The organism is Citrobacter sp. CK199, assembly GCF_030333285.1.
Lineage (GTDB): Bacteria > Pseudomonadota > Gammaproteobacteria > Enterobacterales > Enterobacteriaceae > Citrobacter_B > Citrobacter_B koseri.
On the sequence record NZ_JAOWGF010000021.1, the window covers coordinates 101,922 to 123,567 of the forward strand.

The 21,646-nt window shown below is 52.9% G+C and carries 19 protein-coding genes and 1 pseudogene; 7 read left to right on the forward strand and 13 right to left on the reverse strand.

The genetic code is table 11. The features are described from left to right. Positions 1–2: 2 nt before the first annotated feature. The 3 genes from glgX to asd all read right to left on the reverse strand — a co-directional run bounded on the left by glgX (position 3) and on the right by asd (position 5,627). Positions 3–1,976, reverse strand: coding sequence for a glycogen debranching protein GlgX (gene glgX, locus OGX75_RS01810; RefSeq protein ID WP_286448935.1), 1,974 nt, complete (start codon positions 1,974–1,976; stop codon positions 3–5). Further along, positions 1,973–4,159: a 1,4-alpha-glucan branching enzyme gene (gene glgB / locus OGX75_RS01815; protein WP_058668214.1), complete on the reverse strand. Its 2,187-nt coding sequence runs from the start codon at positions 4,157–4,159 to the stop codon at positions 1,973–1,975. The genes glgX and glgB overlap by 4 nt, the downstream gene beginning before the upstream one ends. A 361-nt stretch (positions 4,160–4,520) precedes the next feature. Continuing rightward, positions 4,521–5,627, reverse strand: a complete 1,107-nt coding sequence (asd, locus tag OGX75_RS01820) for an aspartate-semialdehyde dehydrogenase (RefSeq protein WP_058668215.1) — start codon at positions 5,625–5,627, stop codon at positions 4,521–4,523. A 191-nt stretch (positions 5,628–5,818) separates the two neighbouring features. Here asd and yhgN point away from each other — a divergent pair, with 191 nt between their 5' ends. Next, the gene (gene yhgN / locus OGX75_RS01825) at positions 5,819–6,412 is read left to right on the forward strand and encodes an NAAT family transporter YhgN (RefSeq protein WP_286450969.1); all 594 of its coding nucleotides are present in this window, start codon (positions 5,819–5,821) and stop codon (positions 6,410–6,412) included. A gap of 102 nt (positions 6,413–6,514) precedes the next feature. Here yhgN and gntU read toward each other — a convergent pair whose 3' ends face one another. From gntU to OGX75_RS01850, 5 genes are all read right to left on the reverse strand, one after another. After that, positions 6,515–7,855 carry a gluconate transporter gene (gene gntU, locus OGX75_RS01830; protein WP_047460635.1) on the reverse strand — a complete coding sequence of 447 codons (1,341 nt, stop codon included), beginning with the start codon at positions 7,853–7,855 and terminating at the stop codon, positions 6,515–6,517. Further along, on the reverse strand, positions 7,855–8,385 hold the full coding sequence (gene gntK, locus OGX75_RS01835; RefSeq protein WP_024131019.1) for a gluconokinase: 531 nt from the start codon (positions 8,383–8,385) through the stop codon (positions 7,855–7,857). The genes gntU and gntK overlap by 1 nt, the downstream gene beginning before the upstream one ends. A 139-nt stretch (positions 8,386–8,524) precedes the next feature. Next, positions 8,525–9,520: a gluconate operon transcriptional repressor GntR gene (gene gntR / locus OGX75_RS01840; RefSeq protein ID WP_024131020.1), complete on the reverse strand. Its 996-nt coding sequence runs from the start codon at positions 9,518–9,520 to the stop codon at positions 8,525–8,527. Positions 9,521–9,816: 296 nt separating this feature from the next. Beyond that, positions 9,817–10,512, reverse strand: coding sequence for a quercetin 2,3-dioxygenase (gene yhhW / locus OGX75_RS01845; protein WP_012135544.1), 696 nt, complete (start codon positions 10,510–10,512; stop codon positions 9,817–9,819). 124 nt (positions 10,513–10,636) lie between these two features. Next, positions 10,637–11,674, reverse strand: a complete 1,038-nt coding sequence (locus tag OGX75_RS01850) for an oxidoreductase (protein ID WP_286450970.1) — start codon at positions 11,672–11,674, stop codon at positions 10,637–10,639. Positions 11,675–12,078: 404 nt separating this feature from the next. Here OGX75_RS01850 and yhhY point away from each other — a divergent pair, with 404 nt between their 5' ends. From yhhY to OGX75_RS01875, 5 genes and pseudogenes are all read left to right on the forward strand, one after another. After that, entirely contained in the window at positions 12,079–12,567 is a 489-nt protein-coding gene (gene yhhY, locus OGX75_RS01855; protein WP_110493712.1) for an N-acetyltransferase, read from the forward strand. A gap of 208 nt (positions 12,568–12,775) precedes the next feature. Then, on the forward strand, positions 12,776–13,915 hold the full coding sequence (tssD, locus tag OGX75_RS01860) for a type VI secretion system tube protein TssD (RefSeq protein ID WP_286451057.1): 1,140 nt from the start codon (positions 12,776–12,778) through the stop codon (positions 13,913–13,915). Between the two features lie 20 nt (positions 13,916–13,935). After that, a complete protein-coding gene (locus tag OGX75_RS01865) occupies positions 13,936–14,433 on the forward strand; it encodes a YrhA family protein (RefSeq protein ID WP_286450972.1) in 498 nt (165 codons plus the stop codon). 109 nt (positions 14,434–14,542) lie between these two features. Continuing rightward, positions 14,543–14,899 (forward strand): annotated as a pseudogene (locus tag OGX75_RS01870) (HNH endonuclease family protein); the annotation flags it as partial. Between the two features lie 20 nt (positions 14,900–14,919). Continuing rightward, positions 14,920–15,414 (forward strand): YrhA family protein, encoded by a 495-nt coding sequence (locus OGX75_RS01875; RefSeq protein WP_286450973.1) that lies wholly within the window; start codon positions 14,920–14,922, stop codon positions 15,412–15,414. Between the two features lie 414 nt (positions 15,415–15,828). On the opposite strand, the gene ggt is transcribed toward OGX75_RS01875, so the two are convergent. Continuing rightward, complete coding sequence (ggt, locus tag OGX75_RS01880) at positions 15,829–17,574, reverse strand: gamma-glutamyltransferase (RefSeq protein ID WP_049009224.1); 1,746 nt, start codon at positions 17,572–17,574, stop codon at positions 15,829–15,831. A gap of 120 nt (positions 17,575–17,694) precedes the next feature. Here ggt and OGX75_RS01885 point away from each other — a divergent pair, with 120 nt between their 5' ends. Next, positions 17,695–18,075, forward strand: a complete 381-nt coding sequence (locus OGX75_RS01885) for a DUF2756 family protein (protein WP_012135554.1) — start codon at positions 17,695–17,697, stop codon at positions 18,073–18,075. Here the strand turns inward: OGX75_RS01885 and ugpQ are convergent. From ugpQ to ugpA, 4 genes are read right to left on the reverse strand one after another with little or no spacing between them, the layout of a single operon-like run. Continuing rightward, positions 18,056–18,805, reverse strand: coding sequence for a glycerophosphodiester phosphodiesterase (gene ugpQ, locus OGX75_RS01890; RefSeq protein ID WP_286450974.1), 750 nt, complete (start codon positions 18,803–18,805; stop codon positions 18,056–18,058). The genes OGX75_RS01885 and ugpQ overlap by 20 nt on opposite strands. Then, positions 18,802–19,872 (reverse strand): sn-glycerol-3-phosphate import ATP-binding protein UgpC, encoded by a 1,071-nt coding sequence (locus tag OGX75_RS01895; RefSeq protein ID WP_012135556.1) that lies wholly within the window; start codon positions 19,870–19,872, stop codon positions 18,802–18,804. The genes ugpQ and OGX75_RS01895 overlap by 4 nt, the downstream gene beginning before the upstream one ends. Before the next feature lie 8 nt (positions 19,873–19,880). After that, positions 19,881–20,726 (reverse strand): sn-glycerol-3-phosphate ABC transporter permease UgpE, encoded by an 846-nt coding sequence (ugpE, locus tag OGX75_RS01900; protein ID WP_047460601.1) that lies wholly within the window; start codon positions 20,724–20,726, stop codon positions 19,881–19,883. Next, a complete protein-coding gene (ugpA, locus tag OGX75_RS01905) occupies positions 20,723–21,610 on the reverse strand; it encodes a sn-glycerol-3-phosphate ABC transporter permease UgpA (RefSeq protein WP_024131024.1) in 888 nt (295 codons plus the stop codon). Before ugpA ends, ugpE begins: the two co-directional genes overlap by 4 nt. Between the last annotated feature and the right edge of the window lie 36 nt (positions 21,611–21,646).

A 21,646-nucleotide genomic window follows, 5' to 3' on the forward strand; every position in this document is an offset into this window, starting at 1 on the left:
TATCATCTCTGGAACACACACAGTCCGTGCGCAGGTCCCTGCCAGACAGCCGTAATCACCGGATTATCCTCTCCAGCGAATGGGGGAATAGCGTGCCACTCCCCTTCAGGTAAAACGATATCTGTCACCTCAAGCGTGGCGTTTATCGCGATAAGGAAGCGGTCTGAAAGCAGGATCTGCATCTGTTTCGGCCCGTTCTCCCACTCGCCCGCGCTTAAGGGCTCTGCATTTTTATTCAGCCAACGAACATTGCCGTCACTTTCTTCCCACCAGCGATTTCCCACTAATGCCGGTATCTGCTGGCGAAGATGAATCAATGCAGCGGTAAAGGTGGTTAGCCCACTGTTTGCCTGCTGCCAGTCCAGCCAGGTTAATGCATTATCCTGGCAGTAAGCGTTATTGTTGCCGTGCTGGCTATGGCCGTGTTCATCGCCCGCCAGCAGCATCGGCGTTCCCTGAGAGAGCAACAACGTGGTCAGCAGGGCATGAATGCTGTCGCGCCGCCGTTCAATCAAATCCAGCGTGCCGCCTAATCCCTCTTTACCATGATTATCACTGTAATTGTTGTTGGTGCCGTCCCGATTTTCCTCACCGTTCGCCTCATTGTGTTTCTGATTGAAACAAACACAGTCGCGCAGCGTAAAACCGTCATGCGCGGTGATCAGATTGACGGACGCATTGGGCAGGCGATCGTGGCGTTTAAACACATCGCTGGAACCGGCGAAACGTCCGGCAAACTCACCGAGGGGCAGATTGCGTTGCAACCAGAAGCGGCGGGCCGCGTCACGGAAATGGTCGTTCCACTCGGCAAACGGCGGCGGGAAATTCCCCACCTGATAGCCGCCTTCGCCGATATCCCAGGGCTCAGCAATAAGCTTCACGCTCGACAATACCGGGCAATTGTTGATGGCGGTAAACAGCGGCGCATCCTGACGGAACGCCGGGGTGCGCCCCATCACGGAGGCCAGATCAAAACGAAAACCGTCCACATGGCATGTTTCAACCCAGTAGCGCAGGCACTCGCACGCAAACTCCACCACGCCGGGATGGCTCAGATTGAGGGTGTTGCCGCAGCCGGTCCAGTTGTGATAGTCGCCATCCTCCTTGATCCAATAATAGCTACGGTTGTCGATTCCGCGCAGGGAGAAGAGCGGCCCGTCGAGATCCAGCTCCGCGCTATGGTTCAGCACAATATCAAGAATGACTTCAATACCGGCTTTATGCAGCGCTTTGATGGCATCGCGAAACTCATCCAGCGCCGTTTCCGGGGAGCAGGCATAAGCCGGATGTAGCGCGAACATCGCCACCGGGTTATAGCCCCAGTAATTCGACAGCCCCAGGCGCTGTAAGCGCGGTTCACTGGCAAAATGCGCCACCGGCAACAGCTCCAGCGCGGTAATGCCCAACTGCTTGAAATACGCGATCATCACCGGATGGCCCAGCGCCTTCCAGGTGCCGCGAATCTCTGACGGGATCGCCGGATGCAGGTACGTCAGCCCCTTCACATGCGCTTCGTAGATGACCGTGTTGCCCCACGGCGTGCGCGGCGGGGCGTCATCTTCCCAGTCATAGCGGTCGGCGGTGACAACGCACTTCAGGGCAACAGCGGCATTATCACGATGGTCCGGCTCGTCGTACCCGCCGTGCAGCAGCGGGTTATCCTTCAGCTCTCCTTCAACGCGGCGAGCGCAGGGATCGATAAGCAGTTTTGCCGGGTTAAAGCGGTGCCCTTGCGCGGGTTGCCACGGGCCGTGTACGCGATACCCGTAGCGCAGGCCGGGTCTGGCGTCGGCAAGATAGCCGTGCCAGACATCGCCGCTGCGCCCCGGCAGGTCATACCGCTGCTCATTGCCGAGCGCATCAAACACGCACAGTTCAACGCGCTCCGCATGTGCCGAAAAGAGCGTGAAGTTGACGCCATGACCGTCATACGTCGCGCCATGCGGTGTCGCTTTGCCGGTTGCCAGTTGCGTCATTCACCCTCCCGCACAAGCCAGATGGTGGCCAGCGGCGGCAGCGTCAGACTCAATGAGTGCTGGCGGCCGTGGCTGGCGATCTCGTCGCTGTGCACCACCCCGCCGTTGCCGGTATTGCTGCCGTGGTAGTGCATGGAATCGGTATTCACAATCTCCCGCCATTTCCCTGGCTGATTGATGCCAAAACGATAGTCATGGCGCGGCACCGGGGTAAAGTTGCTGGCGACGATGATTTCATTGCCGACTTTATCGCGGCGGACAAAAATCAGCACCGAACGTTCGTTATCATCCACCACCAGCCATTCAAAACCGTAAGCGTCAAAATCAAGTTCATGCAGCGCTTTATGGTGGCGATAGGTATGGTTGAGATCGCGCACCAGCCGCTGTACGCCGTGGTGCCAGTTGTCGCCGCCTTCCAGCAGATGCCAGTCAAGGCTGGCGTCGTGGTTCCACTCGCGCCCCTGGGCGAACTCGTTGCCCATAAACAGCAGTTTTTTACCGGGGAACGCCCACATCCAGCCGTAATAGGCGCGCAGGTTGGCGAATTTCTGCCAGGCGTCGCCAGGCATACGGTCGAGAATCGATTTTTTGCCATGCACCACTTCGTCATGCGACAGCGGCAGGACAAAGTTTTCGGTGTAGTTGTAGAGCATGCCGAAGGTCAGCTTATCGTGATGATACTGGCGATGAACCGGGTCCAGCTTCATGTAGTCCAGCGTGTCATGCATCCAGCCCAGGTTCCATTTGTACCAGAAACCCAGTCCGCCCATATCCTGTGGTCGGGACACGCCAGCGAAGTCAGTGGACTCCTCGGCCATGCTCACCGCGCCAGGCACCTGCTCTCCCAGAATACGGTTGGTATTGCGTAAGAACTCAATGGCTTCCAGGTTCTCACGCCCGCCGAACTCGTTGGGGATCCACTCGCCTTCTTTGCGGCTGTAGTCGCGGTAAATCATCGACGCCACGGCGTCTACACGCAGCGCATCAATGCCGAAACGCTCAATCCAGTAAAGCGCGTTCCCGACCAGATAGTTGCTGACTTCACGGCGCCCGTAGTTATAGATAAGCGTGTTCCAGTCCTGGTGATACCCTTCGCGCGGGTCGCTGTGCTCATACAGTTTGGTGCCATCGAAATCCGCCAGACCAAAATCATCCGACGGGAAGTGGCCCGGCACCCAGTCAAGAATGACGTTCAGACCCGCCTGATGAGCGGCATTGATGAAATAGCGGAAGTCATCGCGCGTGCCGAAACGGCGGGTCGGCGCATACAGCCCGGTCGGCTGGTAGCCCCAGCTGCCATCAAAGGGATGTTCATTAACAGGAAGCAGTTCGAGGTGGGTAAAGCCCATCCATTTTACGTATGGAATAAGCTGATCCGCCAGTTCGCGGTAGCTCAGCCAAAAATTGTTATCGGTATGACGACGCCACGAGCCCAGATGCACTTCATAGATGGAGACAGGCGCATCGAACCGGTTGGCTTGTTTGCGCTCTTCTGTCTGCACCACTTTTTCCGGTAGACCGCAGATCAGCGAGGCCGTTTCCGGGCGCATTTGCGCTTCAAACGCATACGGGTCGGCTTTGATTCTCAGCTTGCCATGCGCATCGATCATCTCGAACTTGTACAACTGACCGTGTTGCGCGCCGGGAATAAACAGCTCCCAGATACCGCTCTCTTTGCGCAGGCGCATCGGGTGGCGGCGACCATCCCAGTAGTTGAATTGCCCAACGACGGAGACGCGCTGGGCATTCGGCGCCCAGACGGAAAAACGGGTTCCAGTAACGCCGTCCATTGTGTCGGCATGTGCGCCCAGCGTTTCATACGGGCGTAAATGCGTGCCTTCAGACAGTAACCAGGCATCCATTTCCTGGATCAGCGGGCCAAAACGGTAAGGATCGTCAATCAGATTCTGCTGTCCATGCCAGACAACAGCGAGCTGATAACGAAAGAAATTTTTGCGTCGGGGGAGCACTCCGCTAAAAAAACCGCGTGAGTCGATACATTCCAGTTTGCCGACTTTACGTCCGGTTTTCGGTTCAATCACCCACACTTCGGTGGCATCAGGCAATAGGGCGCGGACTTCCAGTCCCGCGGTGGTTTGGTGCATACCAAGTACGGAAAAAGGGTCCGCAAAATGGCCCGCAATTAGCGCGTTAATCACGTCTCTATCGATACGATCGGACATGGCTGTCTTCCTGTTTTATGGTGTCACCCCTTCCAACTGATCTTCGACATCAGGTTGTGACACTTCTTTGACCTGAACGGCGCAGCACCAATGTGCATCCTCTCTGCCCCGTCCCACCTTCAGGCTAAGGCTTAATACCTCCGGTATTAAGACACCCTTAAAGAATAGCCAATGCTTTATCTTACTCCTGGTAAATATTGGAACATCTGCGCTTACTCCTGTATTACGCAAAAAAAGGGTGACTCAGCACCCAACATTTAAACTCTGTTTTGTTTGCCGGATGGCGGCGATGCGTTATCCGGCCTGATGATTCACGTTATTGGTGGGCCTGATAAGCGTCGCGCCACCAGGCCATCCACAATTACGCCAGCTGACGCAGCATACGGCGCAGCGGTTCTGCCGCGCCCCAAAGCAGCTGGTCGCCAACGGTAAAGGCGGAGAGGAACTCCGGCCCCATGTTCAACTTACGCAGGCGGCCAACCGGCGTGGTGAGCGTGCCGGTAACGGCAGCCGGGGTTAACTCACGCAGGGTAATGTCACGATCGTTGGGCACCACTTTCGCCCACGGGTTGTGCGCGGCCAGCAGTTCTTCCACGGTCGGAACAGACACGTCTTTTTTCAGTTTAATGGTGAACGCCTGGCTGTGGCAGCGCAGCGCGCCGACGCGCACGCACAGACCATCCACCGGGATCACGGAAGAGGTGTTGAGAATTTTGTTGGTTTCCGCCTGACCTTTCCACTCTTCGCGGCTCTGGCCGTTATCGAGCTGTTTGTCGATCCACGGAATCAGGCTGCCCGCCAGCGGTACGCCAAAGTTATCAACCGGCAGGTCGCCACTGCGGGTCAGGGTCGTCACTTTGCGCTCAATGTCGAGGATCGCGGAAGAAGGCGTCGCCAGCTCATCGGCTACGTGACCGTACAAGTGGCCCATCTGCGCCAGCAGTTCGCGCATATGACGCGCGCCGCCGCCAGACGCCGCCTGGTAAGTCGCAACAGAAACCCAGTCCACCAGGTCATTAGCAAACAGACCGCCCAGCGACATCAGCATCAGGCTGACGGTACAGTTACCGCCGACGAAGGTTTTAATGCCGTTGTTCAGGCCGTCGGTAATGACATTCTGGTTAACCGGATCAAGAATAATGATGGCGTCGTCTTTCATGCGCAGCGAGGATGCTGCGTCAATCCAGTAGCCCTGCCAGCCGCTTTCACGGAGCTTTGGATAGATTTCGTTGGTATAATCGCCGCCCTGACAGGTCACAATGATATCAAGCGCCTTCAGCGCGTCGAGATCAAAGGCATCCTGAAGTGTGCCGCCGGGCGTACCGCCGAACGTCGGCGCTGCCTGCCCAAGCTGGGAAGTAGAAAAGAAAACAGGGCGAATGGCATCGAAGTCGCGCTCTTCAACCATGCGTTGCATGAGTACAGAGCCGACCATACCGCGCCAGCCGATAAAACCAACATTTTTCATAGCGTTTTTTTCCTGCAAAGATGTGTGCTGTGTATGCAAACCAGTGTCCTACTGGTTCTTCCTTCACCATACAAAAAGCAGCCAAAGTCGCAAGTGAAATTAATCAATGATAGCGAAGCCATCAGTAATGCGACTTATCCCGCTTCCTCAGCAAGCAGAAAGTCCGCAGTAATTATCAGGGAATTTGAGTTATGAATGAAATCATTTCAGCGGCAGTTTTATTGATCCTGATTATGGATCCACTCGGAAACCTGCCCATTTTCATGTCCGTACTGAAACATACCGAACCAAAGCGCCGCCGGGCGATTATGGTTCGCGAGCTGTTTATTGCGCTTTTACTGATGTTCATTTTCCTGTTTGCGGGCGAGAAAATTTTGGCCTTTCTCAACCTGCGGGCGGAAACCGTGTCGATCTCCGGGGGGATTATTCTGTTCCTGATCGCCATTAAGATGATTTTCCCCAGCGCATCAGGCAACAGCGCCGGACTCCCGGCGGGCGAAGAACCGTTTATCGTACCGCTGGCCATCCCTCTGGTGGCGGGCCCGACCATCCTGGCGACGCTGATGCTGTTATCGCATCAGTATCCGAACCAAATGGGGCATCTGATCATCGCTCTGCTGATCGCCTGGGGCGGCACGTTTGTGATTCTGCTGCAATCGTCGCTGTTCCTGCGTCTGCTGGGCGAGAAAGGGGTTAACGCGCTGGAACGTCTGATGGGGTTGATTCTGGTGATGATGGCGACCCAGATGTTCCTGGACGGCATTCGGATGTGGATGAAAGGCTGAGGATGTAAAAAAGCCGGGTGGCGCTTGCGCTTGCCCGGCCTACGGTGTGGATATGTGCTCACTTGTAGGCCCGGTAAGCGGAGCGCCACCGGGCAACAAGACTCAGCTCAGAAGCTGGAACGCAATCATACCGACAATCGCGCCGACGGTGCCGAGAATGGTTTCCATCATCGTCCAGGTCTTCAGCGTTTGCGCTTCGGTCGCGCCAGTGAATTTACCGAACAGCCAGAAACCGGCGTCGTTTACGTGGCTGACCACGATAGAACCGCCCGCGATACAGATAGACAATGCCGCCATCTGCGCGCCGGAGAAGTTCAGTTGTTCCACCACCGGCATCACCAGCCCCACCGCCGTTAAGCACGCGACGGTCGCGGAACCCTGAATGATACGCACCGCTGCCGCCAGCACGAAGCAGGTGATAGCAATCGGCAAGCCCATGCCGGTTAACGCTTCGCCCAGCGCCGGGCCAACGCCGGAATCCACCAGAACCTGCTTGAACACGCCGCCTGCGCCAATCACCAACAGAATAATGCCCGCCGGTTGCAGCGCCTGACCGCAGATTGCCATGACTTTATCTTTCGCCATCCCCTGACGCACCGCCAGGCCATAGATTGCCACCAGGCACGCCACCAGAATCGCGGTGAACGGGTGGCCGATAAACTCAAACCATTCGTAAGCGCTGGAACCTTCCGCGACAAAGCGCGCGGCGATCGTTTTCAGCCCTACCAGCACCAGCGGCAGCAGGATCAGCGAGAGACTGAAGCCAAACGACGGCATTTTACCTTCGCCCAGATGCGGTTCGGTAATGTCATCCGGGACGTGCAGTTCCACATAGCGGCCAATGAAATTACCAAACAGCGGCCCGGCGATGATCATGCCAGGGATTGCCGCGCACAGGCCAATCAGGATCATCCAGCCAAAATCAGCGTGCATTTGAGACGCCAGCAGCATCGGCGCAGGCCCGGGCAGCAGAAACGCCGCAGCCGCCGCCACGCCCGCAAACAGCGGAATGACCAGCTTCACAAGGTTTGTTCCGGTATGGCGCGCCATAGAGAATGCGACGCTGATCAGCAGCACAATGGCGACTTCAAAGAACAGCGGCAGCGCGCAAATCAGCCCCGCCAGACCAATCGCGTAATGCGCGCGGCTGTGGCCGAAAGATTTGAGCATTTTGACGGCAATCTGATCGACTGCGCCCGTCTCATGCAAAATTTTGCCGAACATGGCGCCCAGTGCGACGACAATCGCCAGGAAGCCAAGCGTACCGCCCATCCCTTTTTCCATCGTCGCCGCGATTTTATCGAGCGGCATACCGGAAAAGAGACCTGCGCCAATAGACACCACCATCAAAGCAACGAAGGCGTGCATACGCGCCTTCATCACTAAAAACAGCAGCAGTAAAACAGAACCTACTGCTGTTAAAACAAGCGTTAATGTACTCACTACTTACTGCCTTTGTTAATGACCTCAATGGTGCTTGCCACGACACCTTCCAGCGGCTGATCGATATTCACCACCAGTACATCGCTCTCGTCAGCGCCCGGCTCTTCCAGCGTGTCAAACTGAGTTACCAGCATCTGCGTTTTAAAGAAGTGGCCTTTACGTGCCTTCAGGCGGCTTTCGATAACGTCAAAATCCCCTTTCAGGTAGATGAAAGACAGGTTTGGGTTACCGTCGCGCAGCAGGTCGCGATAGTGTTTTTTCAGTGCGGAACAGACAATCAGCGATACTTTATTGGTTCGCTGCATCGCAAACGCCGCATCGTTCAGCGCCTGTAACCACGGCTTGCGGTCGTCGTCATTCAACGGCTCGCCGGAGGCCATTTTCATGATGTTGCAACGCGGATGGAGAAAATCGCCATCAAGAAACGCGGCATGCAGCTGATGCGCCACTTCGCTGGCGACAGCGGATTTGCCACTGCCTGATACGCCCATCAGAACGTAAATGTGGTGATCATGGTTAGTCGTGCTCAAAGTGGTGCCCCCACAGTACAAGGATCAGGAATTGTTACGGGTAACTGTTATCGGTAACATTGTCCGGCCGGACCAGAATAGAAGCAATATCCATTCGTGGCAGAAGTGAATAAGTGTGAGCTACTTCAAATTTGTTGGACTAAATAGATCCACCCGGTGACAAGGTGAAACCTAAATCTAACATTTTAGGCGTCACCGCTTCACCGCGTATGCGCGCCAGCAGGCGCTCTGCGCCGATACTGCCCATCCGCTCACGCGGCGTGAGTACGCTGGCCAGACGCGGTTCCATCACCTGACCAATGTCGTGGCCGTGGAAACCGGCAATCGCCATATCATCAGGAATTTTGAGCCCTAAACGCTGGCATTCGAACGCCGCCCCGACGGCAAGGTCATCGTTGGTACAGAAAATACCGTCCAGTTGCGGGTATTCACGTCTTGCCTGGCGGATCAGCTCAATCCCGGAAGAGTAAGACGACGATTGCTCCACCATCACGCTGTAGGGCACCAGCCCGGCGTCCAGCATGGCCTGTTCATAGCCCTTCTGTTTGATGATAGTACGTTCGTCGAGGCGCGCCCCCAGATAGGCGATATGACGATGGCCGCGCGCGATAATCGCGGCGGTCATCTGACGCGCGGCTTCAAAGTTGTCAAAACCGACGGCGATATCGAGGCATGGCGATTTGCTGTCCATCAGCTCCACCACCGGAATGCCCGCGACTTCAATCATTTTGAGCGTGCGCGGCGTATGGGTACGTTCAGTGAGGATTAGCCCGTCAATGTTCCATGACAGCATCGACTCCAGACGTTCCTGTTCCATTTCCGGCTTATAGCCGTAGTGCGCCAGCATCGTCTGGTAGCCGTGGGCATCGGTGACGGTCTCAATTCCGCGTAACACCTCGGCGAAAACCTGGTTGGTTAACGACGGCAGCAGAACGCCCACCGCACGGCTGGTCGCGTTAGAAAGAATATCGGGAGCACGATTGGGAATGTAACCCAGTTCATCAAGTGCAGCAGCGATCTTGCCCCGCAGCGCGACGGAGACCTGCTCCGGGTTACGCAGAAAACGGCTGACCGTCATTTTGGTCACGCCTACGCGGTCAGCCACATCCTGAAGTACGGGTCTTTTCTTTTTCATCGTCCTGAAAGGCATAAAAGGGATAGATTTCCCCAGTTTACCACGGACGTGCATGAACCTTCGCAGAGAAAACTAAGGTTGTTTTTGTATTGTGAGAAATACACTAAATCATTCGAGTTGCATCAAGGCGGCGACGCAGTGACAAATTCGTCAGGAACGAATTTGAACAACCGAAGGTTGCCTCTGGTGAGGGACAAGGATGTCCCTCATTAAATCCCCGGAAGCGTACATCAAGTACGCGACCGGGGTAAGCCAGGAAGCCAACAAAGATGCGGCTTGAAGGATGACGTGTATTTTTAAACTGGCGGCAGGTCGAACAGTAACACTTCGCTATCGCTGTCGGCATGGATGGAGATCGCCTGCTCATCCCAAATCGCCAGACCGTCGCTGGTAGACGCTTTGGTGCCGTTAATGGTGACGTTACCTTTCACCACCTGAATCCAGATGCGGCGTTCGGCGGAGATCTGGTGTACCGACTGTTCGTCTTTCAGCAGCGCCCAACGGTACAGCTCCATATCCTGATTCACTTTCAGCGAACCGTCGCGCGCATCCGGCGACAGCACCAACTGTTTGCCCTGTACGGCGTCAAAACGACGCTGCTCGTAACGCGGCGTAATCCCGTTTTCCTGCGGCATGATCCAAATCTGATACAAACGCAGGCGGTCGGTATTGCTCGGGTTGTATTCCGAGTGACGAATGCCCGTCCCGGCGCTCATGATCTGGAACTCACCGGCAGGAACCTGCTCTTTGTTACCCATGCTGTCCTGGTGTTCCACTGCGCCTTCCAGCACATAGGTCAGGATTTCCATGTCTTTATGCGGGTGCGTCCCAAAGCCCTGGCCTGCTTCAATAACGTCATCGTTAATCACGCGCAGTGCCGAGAAGCCCATAAAGTTAGGGTCATAGTAGTTTGCAAAAGAAAAAGTATGCCAGGAATCCAGCCAGCCATGATTCGCATGACCACGGTCGTTTGCTTTGCGTAAGTAGATCATTGTATTCACCCCCCAGATGTTTTCGATGGAGTAAGTGTGAACCCAATCCAGACGGGATCATAGAGGGTGAAAATTGACTCCTCTGTTCAAAAATTATGAACAAGCCCAGAGACGTTGATTTTGTTTATTTCGCAAGGGTTACTGTGGCCGGAGACGCCCGTTCAAACGCCCGCTCAAGGATCTCAAGGTTGGTGAGAACGTCAGATTCCTTGACGTAATTTGGCACGCCATGCGTAATGGTCTCGAACAGGGCGTCATAAACGCGGCCATAGTCGCCGACCTCCGGTTTCATCTCTTCTTTCACCGTCACACCTTCGTCATTAACGTATTCCAGCAGGCCGACAGAATCATCCGCCGCAAACCCCGGTTCGCCGGGCATGATATTGGCCTTCAGACTGGTTTCCTGCTGGTCGATGCCGTACTTCACAAACGAGCCTCTGGTGCCGTGAACGATAAATTTCGGGTAATCGATCTTCACTAAATGGCTGGTTTTAACGATGGCTTTCAGATCGCCGTAAAACAGCTGCGCTTCGAACGTATCATCCGGGTTGGCTTTATTGCGCAGGCTGCGGATGTCATAAGCCACATGGTCCGGGCGTCCGAACAGCGAAATAATTTGATCCATCGTATGCACGCCGAGGCCATAAAACGCGCCGTCCTGCGGCAGGCCAGGTTTGGTTTCTGCAACCGGTCGGTAGTAATCAAAGTGGCTTTCAACTTCAACAATCTCGCCCAGTTTGCCGCTCTCAATCGCTTTTTTGGCGGTCAGGAAACAGGAGTCAAAGCGGCGGTTCTGGTACGGCGTGACGGTCAGCCCTTTGCTCCGCGCCAGTTCGAACAACACTTTCGCCTCGGCAAGCGTTGGCGTAAACGGTTTTTCCACCAGCACGTTTTTTCCCGCCTCCAGCGCGCGCCGGGCGTAGTCAAAATGGCTGTCCGCATGGGTACAGACGATCACCAGTTTTACCTGCGGATCGTTCAGCACTTCATCAAGATCGCTGGTGAAGTGAATATGCGAGTAGATCGGCGCCTGCTCTTCCGGCTTCGCGTGACGGCGGAAGATATGCGCAACATGCCAGCTGCCTTTACGGTTAAGAACATACGGCAGATGGTAGCGGGTGGTGCTTTTACCAAAGCCAATAAATGCGCAGTGTAAGGTCATGGGAGTGTCCTTTTTGAAAGGTGATTGCATACACCATAGCGCAAACAACATGTGGGAAATAGCGGTGAAACGATCGTAGGCCGGATAAGCATAAGCGCCATCCGGCATCACAAGCGCCATTGCCGGATGACGGCTTTGCCTTATCCGGCCTACAAAACTGACCAGCAAACCAGCCCGAAACTGAGCCAAAAAAAAAGCCAGCACCCGGCTGGCTAAAGTAATACTGGAAGCAATGTGAGCAATGTCGTGCTTTCAGGTTCTCCGCAAGGGTCTCCCTGAACGCAGAGCAATAATAATCATTCTCATTCGCACTTGTCCAATACTTTTTGCAAAAAAATGCAGTTGACTCCGTTTTTAAAGTCAATGATGTTTAAAAGGACTTTTAACCTGCTAAGGACACAGAAATGAGCGAGATAGTGATACGCCACGCGGAACCAAAAGATTACGACGCAATTCGTCAGATCCATGCCCAGCCGGAGGTGTATCACAACACGCTACAGGTTCCTCATCCTTCCAGTGCGATGTGGCAGGAGCGGTTAGCCGACCAGCCCGGCATCAAACAGCTGGTCGCCTGTATTGACGATACTGTCGTTGGGCATCTCACCATTGCGGTCATCCAGCGTCCGCGCCGCAGCCATGTCGCCGATTTTGGCATCAGCGTTGATGCGCGGTGGCAAAACCGTGGGGTCGCCAGCGCGCTGCTCCGTACCATGATCGACATGTGCGATAACTGGCTGCGCGTGGAGCGTATCGAGCTAACGGTATTTGTCGATAATGAACCCGCCGTGGCGGTCTACAAGAAGCATGGTTTTGAGATTGAAGGCACCGGCAAGAAGTACGCACTGCGTAACGGTGAGTATGTCGACGCATACTTTATGGCGCGGGTGAAGTAATTTTCGCCTCCCCTCTCTCCAGGAGAGGGGAATATCCCGTAATTAAAAGTAGTCCGGCCCAATTCAGAATATCCTCAATAATATTTGGCTAAAGTGAAAACATTTATTAATTCTGTATACGAATCTGAGAATAGAGCGTAAACAGATAATAAAGAAAGGATTCACGGCTAATACATTTAGCATGCCGTTATTAAAGGATAATGTAATAATTGGAAATATTGTCTACCTGACAATTTCAGGGGAGTTGCAAGGTGCTATTTCCGATGGATGTGGAACGATAGCCTCAGTGGGCAACCGCTGGCAAACCGGACACGAAGATGAAGTTTTCGTGTTTTCACTCTCGAATAGCATAACCAGTACTGGTAAAGGTTCTCAACTGCATGGACTGCGATTTTGTAAACTGATCGATAAAAGCACGCCATTGTTTGTTAATGCTATTAACAACAACGAGCAGTTGTATATGGAGTTTTATTTCTACCGCATCAATAGATTCGGTAGATGGGAGAAGTATTATTATATTCAACTGCGGGGAGCATTTCTATCAGGTATTCAACACCAATTCAGCGAAAATAATTTAGATACAGAAACAATAACCATCAGCTATGAATATATCCTCTGCAAACACCTTATTGCCAACACTGAATTCAGCTACCTGGCGTTGCCCGCGAACTACAACCGCCTGTTTGTACCCCCGCTCAATCCGGGATTGAAAACCCTTAACAGTAAAGCTGTCGGTAGACTGCTTGCCGCAGGCGGCGTTTACAACGGAAATATAGAGGGGTTCAGGGAAACGGCCGAGAAGTTGGGTGGGGATGCAATCAAAGGCTACGATCAGATATTAAATGAGCAAACTACGGGTACGGCGATAGCGGCGGCTTCTATTTTGCTAGCTAAAACTCCAATTTTTAAAGAATTAAAGGAACTTAATGGATATATCGGAATAATTAGAGGCGAGATGAAATTATTGCAAAGTGTAGATATTAAACAGATAAACTATATCAAACGCAATTCAATAGAAACGACACAACTAAGAAAGGAATTTAATAACTCAGTTAGAAAGAATTTTCTGAGAAAAATATCTCACACATCCGAAGCATCCGAGTTGTTTAGTCCTAACGAACTTAATCAGATGGCTAAAGGAACCCCACCTTTTGGCTGGGAGGTTCACCATAAACTGCCCCTGGATGATAGCGGCTCAAACTCATTTGACAATCTATCACTAATAGAAAAAGAATCTCATAAAGTTATTACAAACTTTCAGAGAACATCGACAAATGGTATGCAAAGTGGCAATAGCAAACTCATGCCATGGGTTCAACCCATAGGTTCCATTTATAAGATAAAATAATACCAGAAGCGAGATTAACAATGGATATAAAAATCATGATTGATGAGTTAATAATGATGATGAGTGTAAATGGATACCCTATTCAGATGCCGATTAGCACCTCATTTATCAAATCTATAATGGATATTGATACTGATAAAAATATAAAACCATTACTGAAAGATTTGGGGTTTGAAGTCAAAAAACTCCTTCTCAATCAACCTGATTTTATTACCTTTTTGGAACTCATGGATGGATTTGAGTTTAATGGCCTGACTCTCTTCAGTTTTGCCGTACCTGAACCAACCGTTAATAACGTTTTCCTGATGAATGATTTCTACAGAAATAACAATGACTATATCGATCCAGAACTTGAACACCGTCTGGTTATAGGCGAAGACAGCATATCTCTTTTTACATATGATACAAAAACTAACCTGTTTGAAATCAGAGACAATGTGTCTTCTGAATCAGTCTATGGCTCATTCAATAACTTTTCTGATTTTCTGTCTGAGTTATTAGATACAGTCAGAGTATAATTATGGTTAATAAAGTAGTCCCACTTCCACCGAAGAAGGATACTCACCTCAATATCCTGCGGTGAAACAACATAGATAGATTAAGAGGTGAGCCCAATTTACTCAATATTATATCAGAAGAGCCCCAACAGAAGCAGCGGTGTTACGAAGGGATTTCAATAACTCTGTAAGAAAGAATTTCCTTATTAATCTGGCAAAAACACCAGATGCTATCAGTAGATTTAACTCAGAGGATATTTTAAGAATGAGCAATGGAACTGTCCCAAAGGATTATAGTGTCCACCATAAACTTCCATTAGATGATAGTGGTACAAATACTTTTGACAATTTAGTATTGATAGGAAATGAACCATATCATAAAATATTTACTAACATGCAATCAACGGTGATAAGAGGAATGTTACCTGGTGAAAGTAAAGTCACTCCGTGGGCGATTCCTTCAGGTTCAATTTATCCACTTAAATAATTTCACAGGAATTAATAAAGATGAACATTGAAGATTTTTTAATCGAATTAAAGAAGATGATGGACGATTCAGGTTATCCCATAGAAGATTCCATCAAGAACTCATTCATTGAAAGTATAACAAAAAGAAATCCAGAGATTAAAACCTCTCCAATTCTCGAACAATTATGTGATGAAGTATGCATACTATTTTCTAATCAACCAGATTACGTAACGTTCTTAGAAACAATGGATGGGTTCGAGTATAACGGATTAAGAATTTTTAGCTTGTCAATTCCAGAACCATTAGTTAAAAATTTATTTGTTATTAACGAATTTTATAGAAACAACTATGACTATATAAATCCTGACCTTAAGGAACGATTAGTTATTGGTGACGACAGCATTTCATTATTCACCTATGATACTAAAGCAAACTGTTTTGAAATCAGAGATAATATTGGAACAGACAATGTTTTTGGTTCATTCAATTATTTCTCTGACTTTTTGAATGAAATATTAGATACCGTACGGTAATTTATAGAATAACTGGTAATAACCTTTATCACCCGGATGCACCATCATGGTAAACAATACTGAACTGAACATCTTGAAATTACTAGCACCAAGAGATGATGTAAATTGGACATGGTATAATCTTGATCGCGCAATGACCCGCAGGAATATGGATGGGGTGGGTAACGTAGCCAGACTCGTGGATAACCTATCCAAATCGGGTTTAGTCGACATAGTAACAAGAACACCGTCAGGTATGGATTATTACCGCGTATCTATCCAGGGTCATAAGTTGCTAAACGAAATGAATTAACAACACCAGGCTGATTTACCATTACAGTTTTCAGGAACATTGCTCCGAATAGCTGCAACGAAAGCGAGTTTACAGCCAGAACTACCTGATAAGCCCCCTTCCACCGAAGAGGGCCGTTATCCTTAGTATCCCGCAGTTAAATCATCAACTGAGCGCGGGTCAGACGCGCCGTACAGCGAACCATCCGGCCCGACCATGATGCTCTGGGTGCTGCCCATCGCTTCTTTCAGCGCGACTTTTTGCCCACGCTGTTCCAGGAGTTTCAGCGTATCCGGGCTAAAGCCCTTTTCCACGCGCAGCTCATCCGGCAGCCACTGATGATGGAAACGCGGTGCGTTGGTCGCCTCAGCGACATTCATCCCGAAATCGATGCTGTTGACCACCATTTGCAGCACGGTGGTAATAATCCGGCTACCGCCAGGGCTGCCTGTCACCAGCCAGGTTTTACCGTCTTTCACCACAATGGTTGGCGACATTGACGACAGCGGACGTTTCTTCGGCCCTACGGCGTTAGCATCGCCGCCCACCAGACCGTAAACGTTTGGTACGCCAGGTTTCGCGGAGAAGTCATCCATCTCATTGTTGAGCAGAATCCCGGTGTTTCCCGCCACAATCCCGGTGCCAAACGTGGTGTTCAGGGTGTAGGTAACGGCCACCGCGTTGCCGTCTTTATCCACCACCGAGAAGTGGGTGGTCTGATTGCTTTCATACGGCGCCAGTTTACCGGGGCGAATCTCGCTGGACGGTTTGGCTTTATTGATATCTATCTGATCGGCAATGGATTTCGCATACGCTTTACTGGTCAGCGCCTGCCACGGCACCTTCACAAAATCCGGGTCGCCGAGATACTCCGACCGATCGGCATAGGCATATTTCTCCGCTTCAGCCATTATCTGCATGGCATCGGCGCTGCCAAACCCGTATTTCTTCATGTCGAAGTTTTCAAGGATATTGAGGATCTGCACGATATGAATGCCGCCGGAGGACGGAGGCGGCATCGAAAAGACCTGATACCCGCGATAGTCGCCGCTAATCGGCGTGCGTTCTACCGCTTTGTAAGCCGCCAGATCCTCTTTGGTGATAAGCCCCCCGTTCTTCTGCATCTCCTGTGCGATCTGGTCGGCTATTGCCCCTTTGTAGAAGGCATCCGGGCCATTCTCAGCAATCATCTCCAGACTTTTCGCCAGGTTTTTCTGCACCAGCTTGTCGCCCTTCTTCAGCGGTTCGCCGTCTTTCCAGAAAATAGCCTTGCTGTTTTCATAATTCGGCAGCACCTCACTACCGTAGGTTTTCAGGTCATCCGCCAGCGCATCGTTGACGACGAATCCCTCATCCGCAAGTTTCATCGCCGGGCGTATCACTTTGTTGAGCGGCAGGGTGCCGTATTTCTCCAGCGCCAGCGAGAATCCGGCCACGGTGCCCGGCGTACCGGTCGCCAAGTGCGACGTCAGCGATTTTTTACTGTCAGGATTGCCCTGATCGTCCAGGAACATATCGCGGGTGGCATTGGCTGGCGCCATTTCGCGGAAGTCGATCGCCGTGGTGTTCCCGTCTTTGGTGCGCAGCAGCATAAAACCCCCGCCGCCGAGGTTCCCTGCCTGCGGATGCGTCACCGCCAGCGCATAGCCAACGGCAACCGCCGCATCGACGGCATTTCCCCCTTGCTTAAGGATATCGACGCCAACCTGGGTCGCCATCGCATCCACGGATGCCACCATCCCCTGCTTCGCACGAACAGGGTGGAAAACATCCTCTTCAACACCGTATGACACCGGAGGTGGCGCAGGCGGCGCGGCAACAACACTAAAACAACTTCCTGAGAGCAGAGCAGCAATGGCTACCCGGCGCAAAAACGTCGGTTTCATCATCGTTATTCTCCAGAGATACGGGGTCAGCCCCCCACTAAGCCTGGTGCATAACTCTGAAATAATCATCGTTGCGGCGGGAAAGGAGTAAACTTAATAGATCCCCCCAGAGGAGGAAAGACGATGAAACGACTCTTAATTTTAGCGGCGCTACTGCCGTTTTCCGGCTTTGCGCAGCCCATCAACACCATGAATAACCCGAATCAGCCGGGGTATCAGATCCCGAGTCAACAGCGGATGCAAACCCAAATGCAGACGCAGCAGACCCAGCAGAAAGGAATGCTTAACCAGCAGTTAAAAACGCAGACCCAGCTTCAGCAACAGCATCTGCAAACGCAGATGAACAATAACGCGCAGCGGGTCCAGCAGGGCCAGGTGCGTGAGCAGGTTTTACCAAACAACAATGGCGGGATGTTAAGCGGTGGAACCCGCCAGAGCAGCGGTCAGCAACATCTGCTGCCCCAGCGACAGAGTGGCGATATGCTCAATAACTCGCCGCAGTAAAATCCGGCCCAATCACATCAATGGCATCGGTACAGATGCAGTCCACGCCCCAGCGCAGCAGTTCCGCCGCGCGCTGGGGTTTGTTGACGGTGTAAACCAGAATGCGCAGTCCCGCCGCCCTGAGCATTTTTACCCGCGCTTCATCGAGCAATTTATGGTTGAGATGAACAGAGACGCAGCCCAGTCGGGTCGTCAGCGTATACCAGTCGTCACGCCAGTCATCCAGCAGTAAACCGCGCGGTAGCTCTGGCGCCGCCTGTTGCGCCGCTTCCAGCGCATCAATTTCAAACGATGAAAGTAAAGGCGCGGTCATTCCAGACCACAGCTCCCGCGCAGCCAGCGCCACCACTCTCCCCGTCAATGGCCCGGTGCCGGTCGTCGGTTTAATTTCAATATTCGCCATCATGCCGTGCTCGCGGCAGCGTTCCGCTACCTGAGACAACAGCGGCAACGGCTCGCCTTTAAACTTGCCGCTAAACCAGCTCCCGGCATCAACGCGCAGCAGATCCTGCCAGTTGACTTCCCCCGCCACGCCCCAGCCGTTACTGGTGCGCTCCAGGTTGTCGTCATGCAGCAGAAAGATCTCGCCGTCTTTCGACAGCTTCACGTCAAACTCAATCATCGTGTGTCCGCACCGCGCCCCCACGTCAATCGCCGCCAGCGTGTTTTCCGGTGCGAGTTTTCCGCCGCCGCGATGCGCGACGATGTGGGGATAAGGCCAGTTACTCATACTCGTTGTCCTGTTTCGCCATCGAAAAGATGCAGATGATTTTCCGGCAAATGCAGCCATAGCGTGCCGCCTGCCGTCGGACGTTGCTGATGCGCCAGCCGCACGACCATTTTTTGATCGCCCCAGCGTCCGTGCGCCAGGTTATCCGCCCCCAGCATCTCCAGCGTGTCCATCACCAGCGGTACGCCGCCTTCTGCCTGCGAGCTTAGCGCAATATGCTCAGGACGGATACCCAGCGTCATTTTCCGCCCGGCATAGCGGCGATAGTTCCAGTTAACGGGCAGCGCCATCCCGCTCTCCAGCTCAAAATGGGTGCCTGCGGCGCTGATGCGCCCCTCCAGCAGGTTCATCGCCGGGCTGCCGATAAAGCTCGCCACAAAGCGGCTGGCGGGCTTCTCATACACCTCTACCGGCGTACCGATTTGCTCCGCCACGCCTTTGTTCATCACCATCACCCGCTGGGCGAGCGTCATCGCTTCGACCTGATCGTGCGTCACGTACAGCGAGGTGGTTTTCAGGCGGCGATGCAGATGTTGTAACTCAAGGCGCATCTGGACGCGCAATTTAGCGTCAAGGTTGGACAGCGGCTCATCAAACAGGAAGACGGCCGGATCGCGCACAATCGCACGCCCCATTGCCACACGCTGGCGCTGGCCGCCGGAAAGCTCGCGTGGACGGCGTTTGAGCAAACCGTCCAGCTCCAGAATCCGCGCCGCCTCTTTCACCCGTTCGGCAATATGCCCTTTGCCCATGCCGCGAATCTTCAGCCCCCACGCCATGTTCTCCTCTACGCTCATGTGTGGGTAGAGCGCGTAGTTCTGGAACACCATCGCAATGCCCCTGTCTTTCGGCTCCATCTCCGTAACGCGCTGGCGGTCAATCCAGATATCGCCGCTCGTTACCCGCTCAAGCCCGGCCACCATACGCAGCAGCGTCGATTTACCGCAGCCGGACGGCCCAACCATCACAATAAACTCGCCATCCGCCACATCCAGCGTTAACGGCTGTATGACCTGGGTTTTGCCGTCCCAGCTTTTGGTTACTGCCTGTAATTTCAAACCAGCCATAAAATTTCCTACTTCTCACTGTCCACCAGGCCGCGTACAAACGCGCGCTGCATGGCTAAAACGATAACGACGGGGGGAATCAGGGTCAGCAGCATCGCCGCCATCACCTGATTCCACTGAGTAGTGCCTTCCCCGGTGGCGATCATGCCTTTAATCCCCGCAACGGCGGTGCCGAGATCAACGTCGGTAATAATCAGCAACGGCCACAGGTACTGGTTCCAGCCGTAGATGAAAGTGATGACGAACAGCGCCGCGAGATTGGTTTTCGACAGCGGCAGCACGATGTCGCGGAAAAAGCGCATCGGTGAAGCGCCGTCAATGCGCGCCGCTTCAATCAGCTCGTCCGGCAGCGTCATAAAGAACTGGCGAAACAGAAAGGTGGCAGTCGCTGAGGCCATCAGCGGCAGGGTCAGACCCGCGTAGCTGTCGAGCATTTTCAGATTGGCGATCACTTCCACCGTCGGGAAAATACGCACCTCAACCGGTAGCATCAGGGTGATAAAGATCATCCAGAAAAACAGATTACGCAGCGGAAAACGAAACCAGACAATGGCAAACGCCGACAGCATAGAAACGGTAATTTTCCCCACCGTAATGCCAAAAGCCATGATGAAACTGTTAAGCATCATCAGCCAGAACGGCGCGCTGTTCACGCCCACGCCGTTAACCCAGATCGTTGCCATGTTTTCCAGCAGATGCGTTCCGGGGATGAGCGTCATCGGCGTATCGAACACCGCGCTGTTGTCCAGCGTCGCCGCCACAAAGGCGACGTACAAGGGAAACAGGATCACCACAATCCCCAGAATCAACATAGTGTGGCTGAATATCGTCAGCCCGCGACGGTTCTCAATCATTGGTAACGCACCTTACTTTCCACATAGCGGAACTGGATAACCGTCAGAATGATGACGAGGAACATCAGCACCACCGACTGTGCGGCAGAGGCGGAGAGATCCAGCCCGGCAAAGCCTTCGCGGTAAATCTTATAAATCAGCGTGGTCGTCGCCTGTACCGGTCCGCCTGCGGTAGCGGCGTCAATCACCGGGAAGGTGTCGAAGAAGGCATACACCAGATTGACCACCAGCAGGAAGAAACTCACCGGCGCAATCAGCGGTAGCGAAAGTTTAAAGAAGCGCCGAACCGGCCCCGCCCCATCAATCGCTGCCGCTTCCGTCAGCGAGCGGGGAATGGATTGCAACGCGGCAAAAAAGAACAGGAAGTTGTAACTAATCTGCTTCCAGACTGAAGCGAACACCACCAGAAACATGGCCTGGCCGCTGTGTTGCGCATGGTTCCAGTCATAGCCGAACCCGGCAAGAAAATGGGTGATTAGCCCGCGCCCGGGGTTGAACAGGAAGATCCACAGTACGGCGGCCACCGCTGGCGCAACGGCGTAAGGCAGCAGCATCAGCGTTTGATACAGGCGGCTTGCGCGTACCACGTAATCCACCAGCGCGGCGAAAAACAGCGAGACCAACAGGCCGCTTACCGTCACCAGCGCACTGAATTTCATCGTCGTCCAGAAGGAGTCGAGATAGTAGCTGTCATGGAATAAGGCGACAAAGTTATCCAGACCGACAAACTGGCTGGACAGCCCAAACGGATCGACGCTTTGCAGCGAATACCAGAGCGCTTCGCCCGCAGGCCAGATAAAGAAAATGACGGTGATCGCCAGTTGCGGCGCAACCAGCAAATACGGCAGCCAACGCGAGCGAAACACCGGACGGGATGATGACATGAAGATTTGATTCCTGAACAGTGCCGGGTGGCGGCT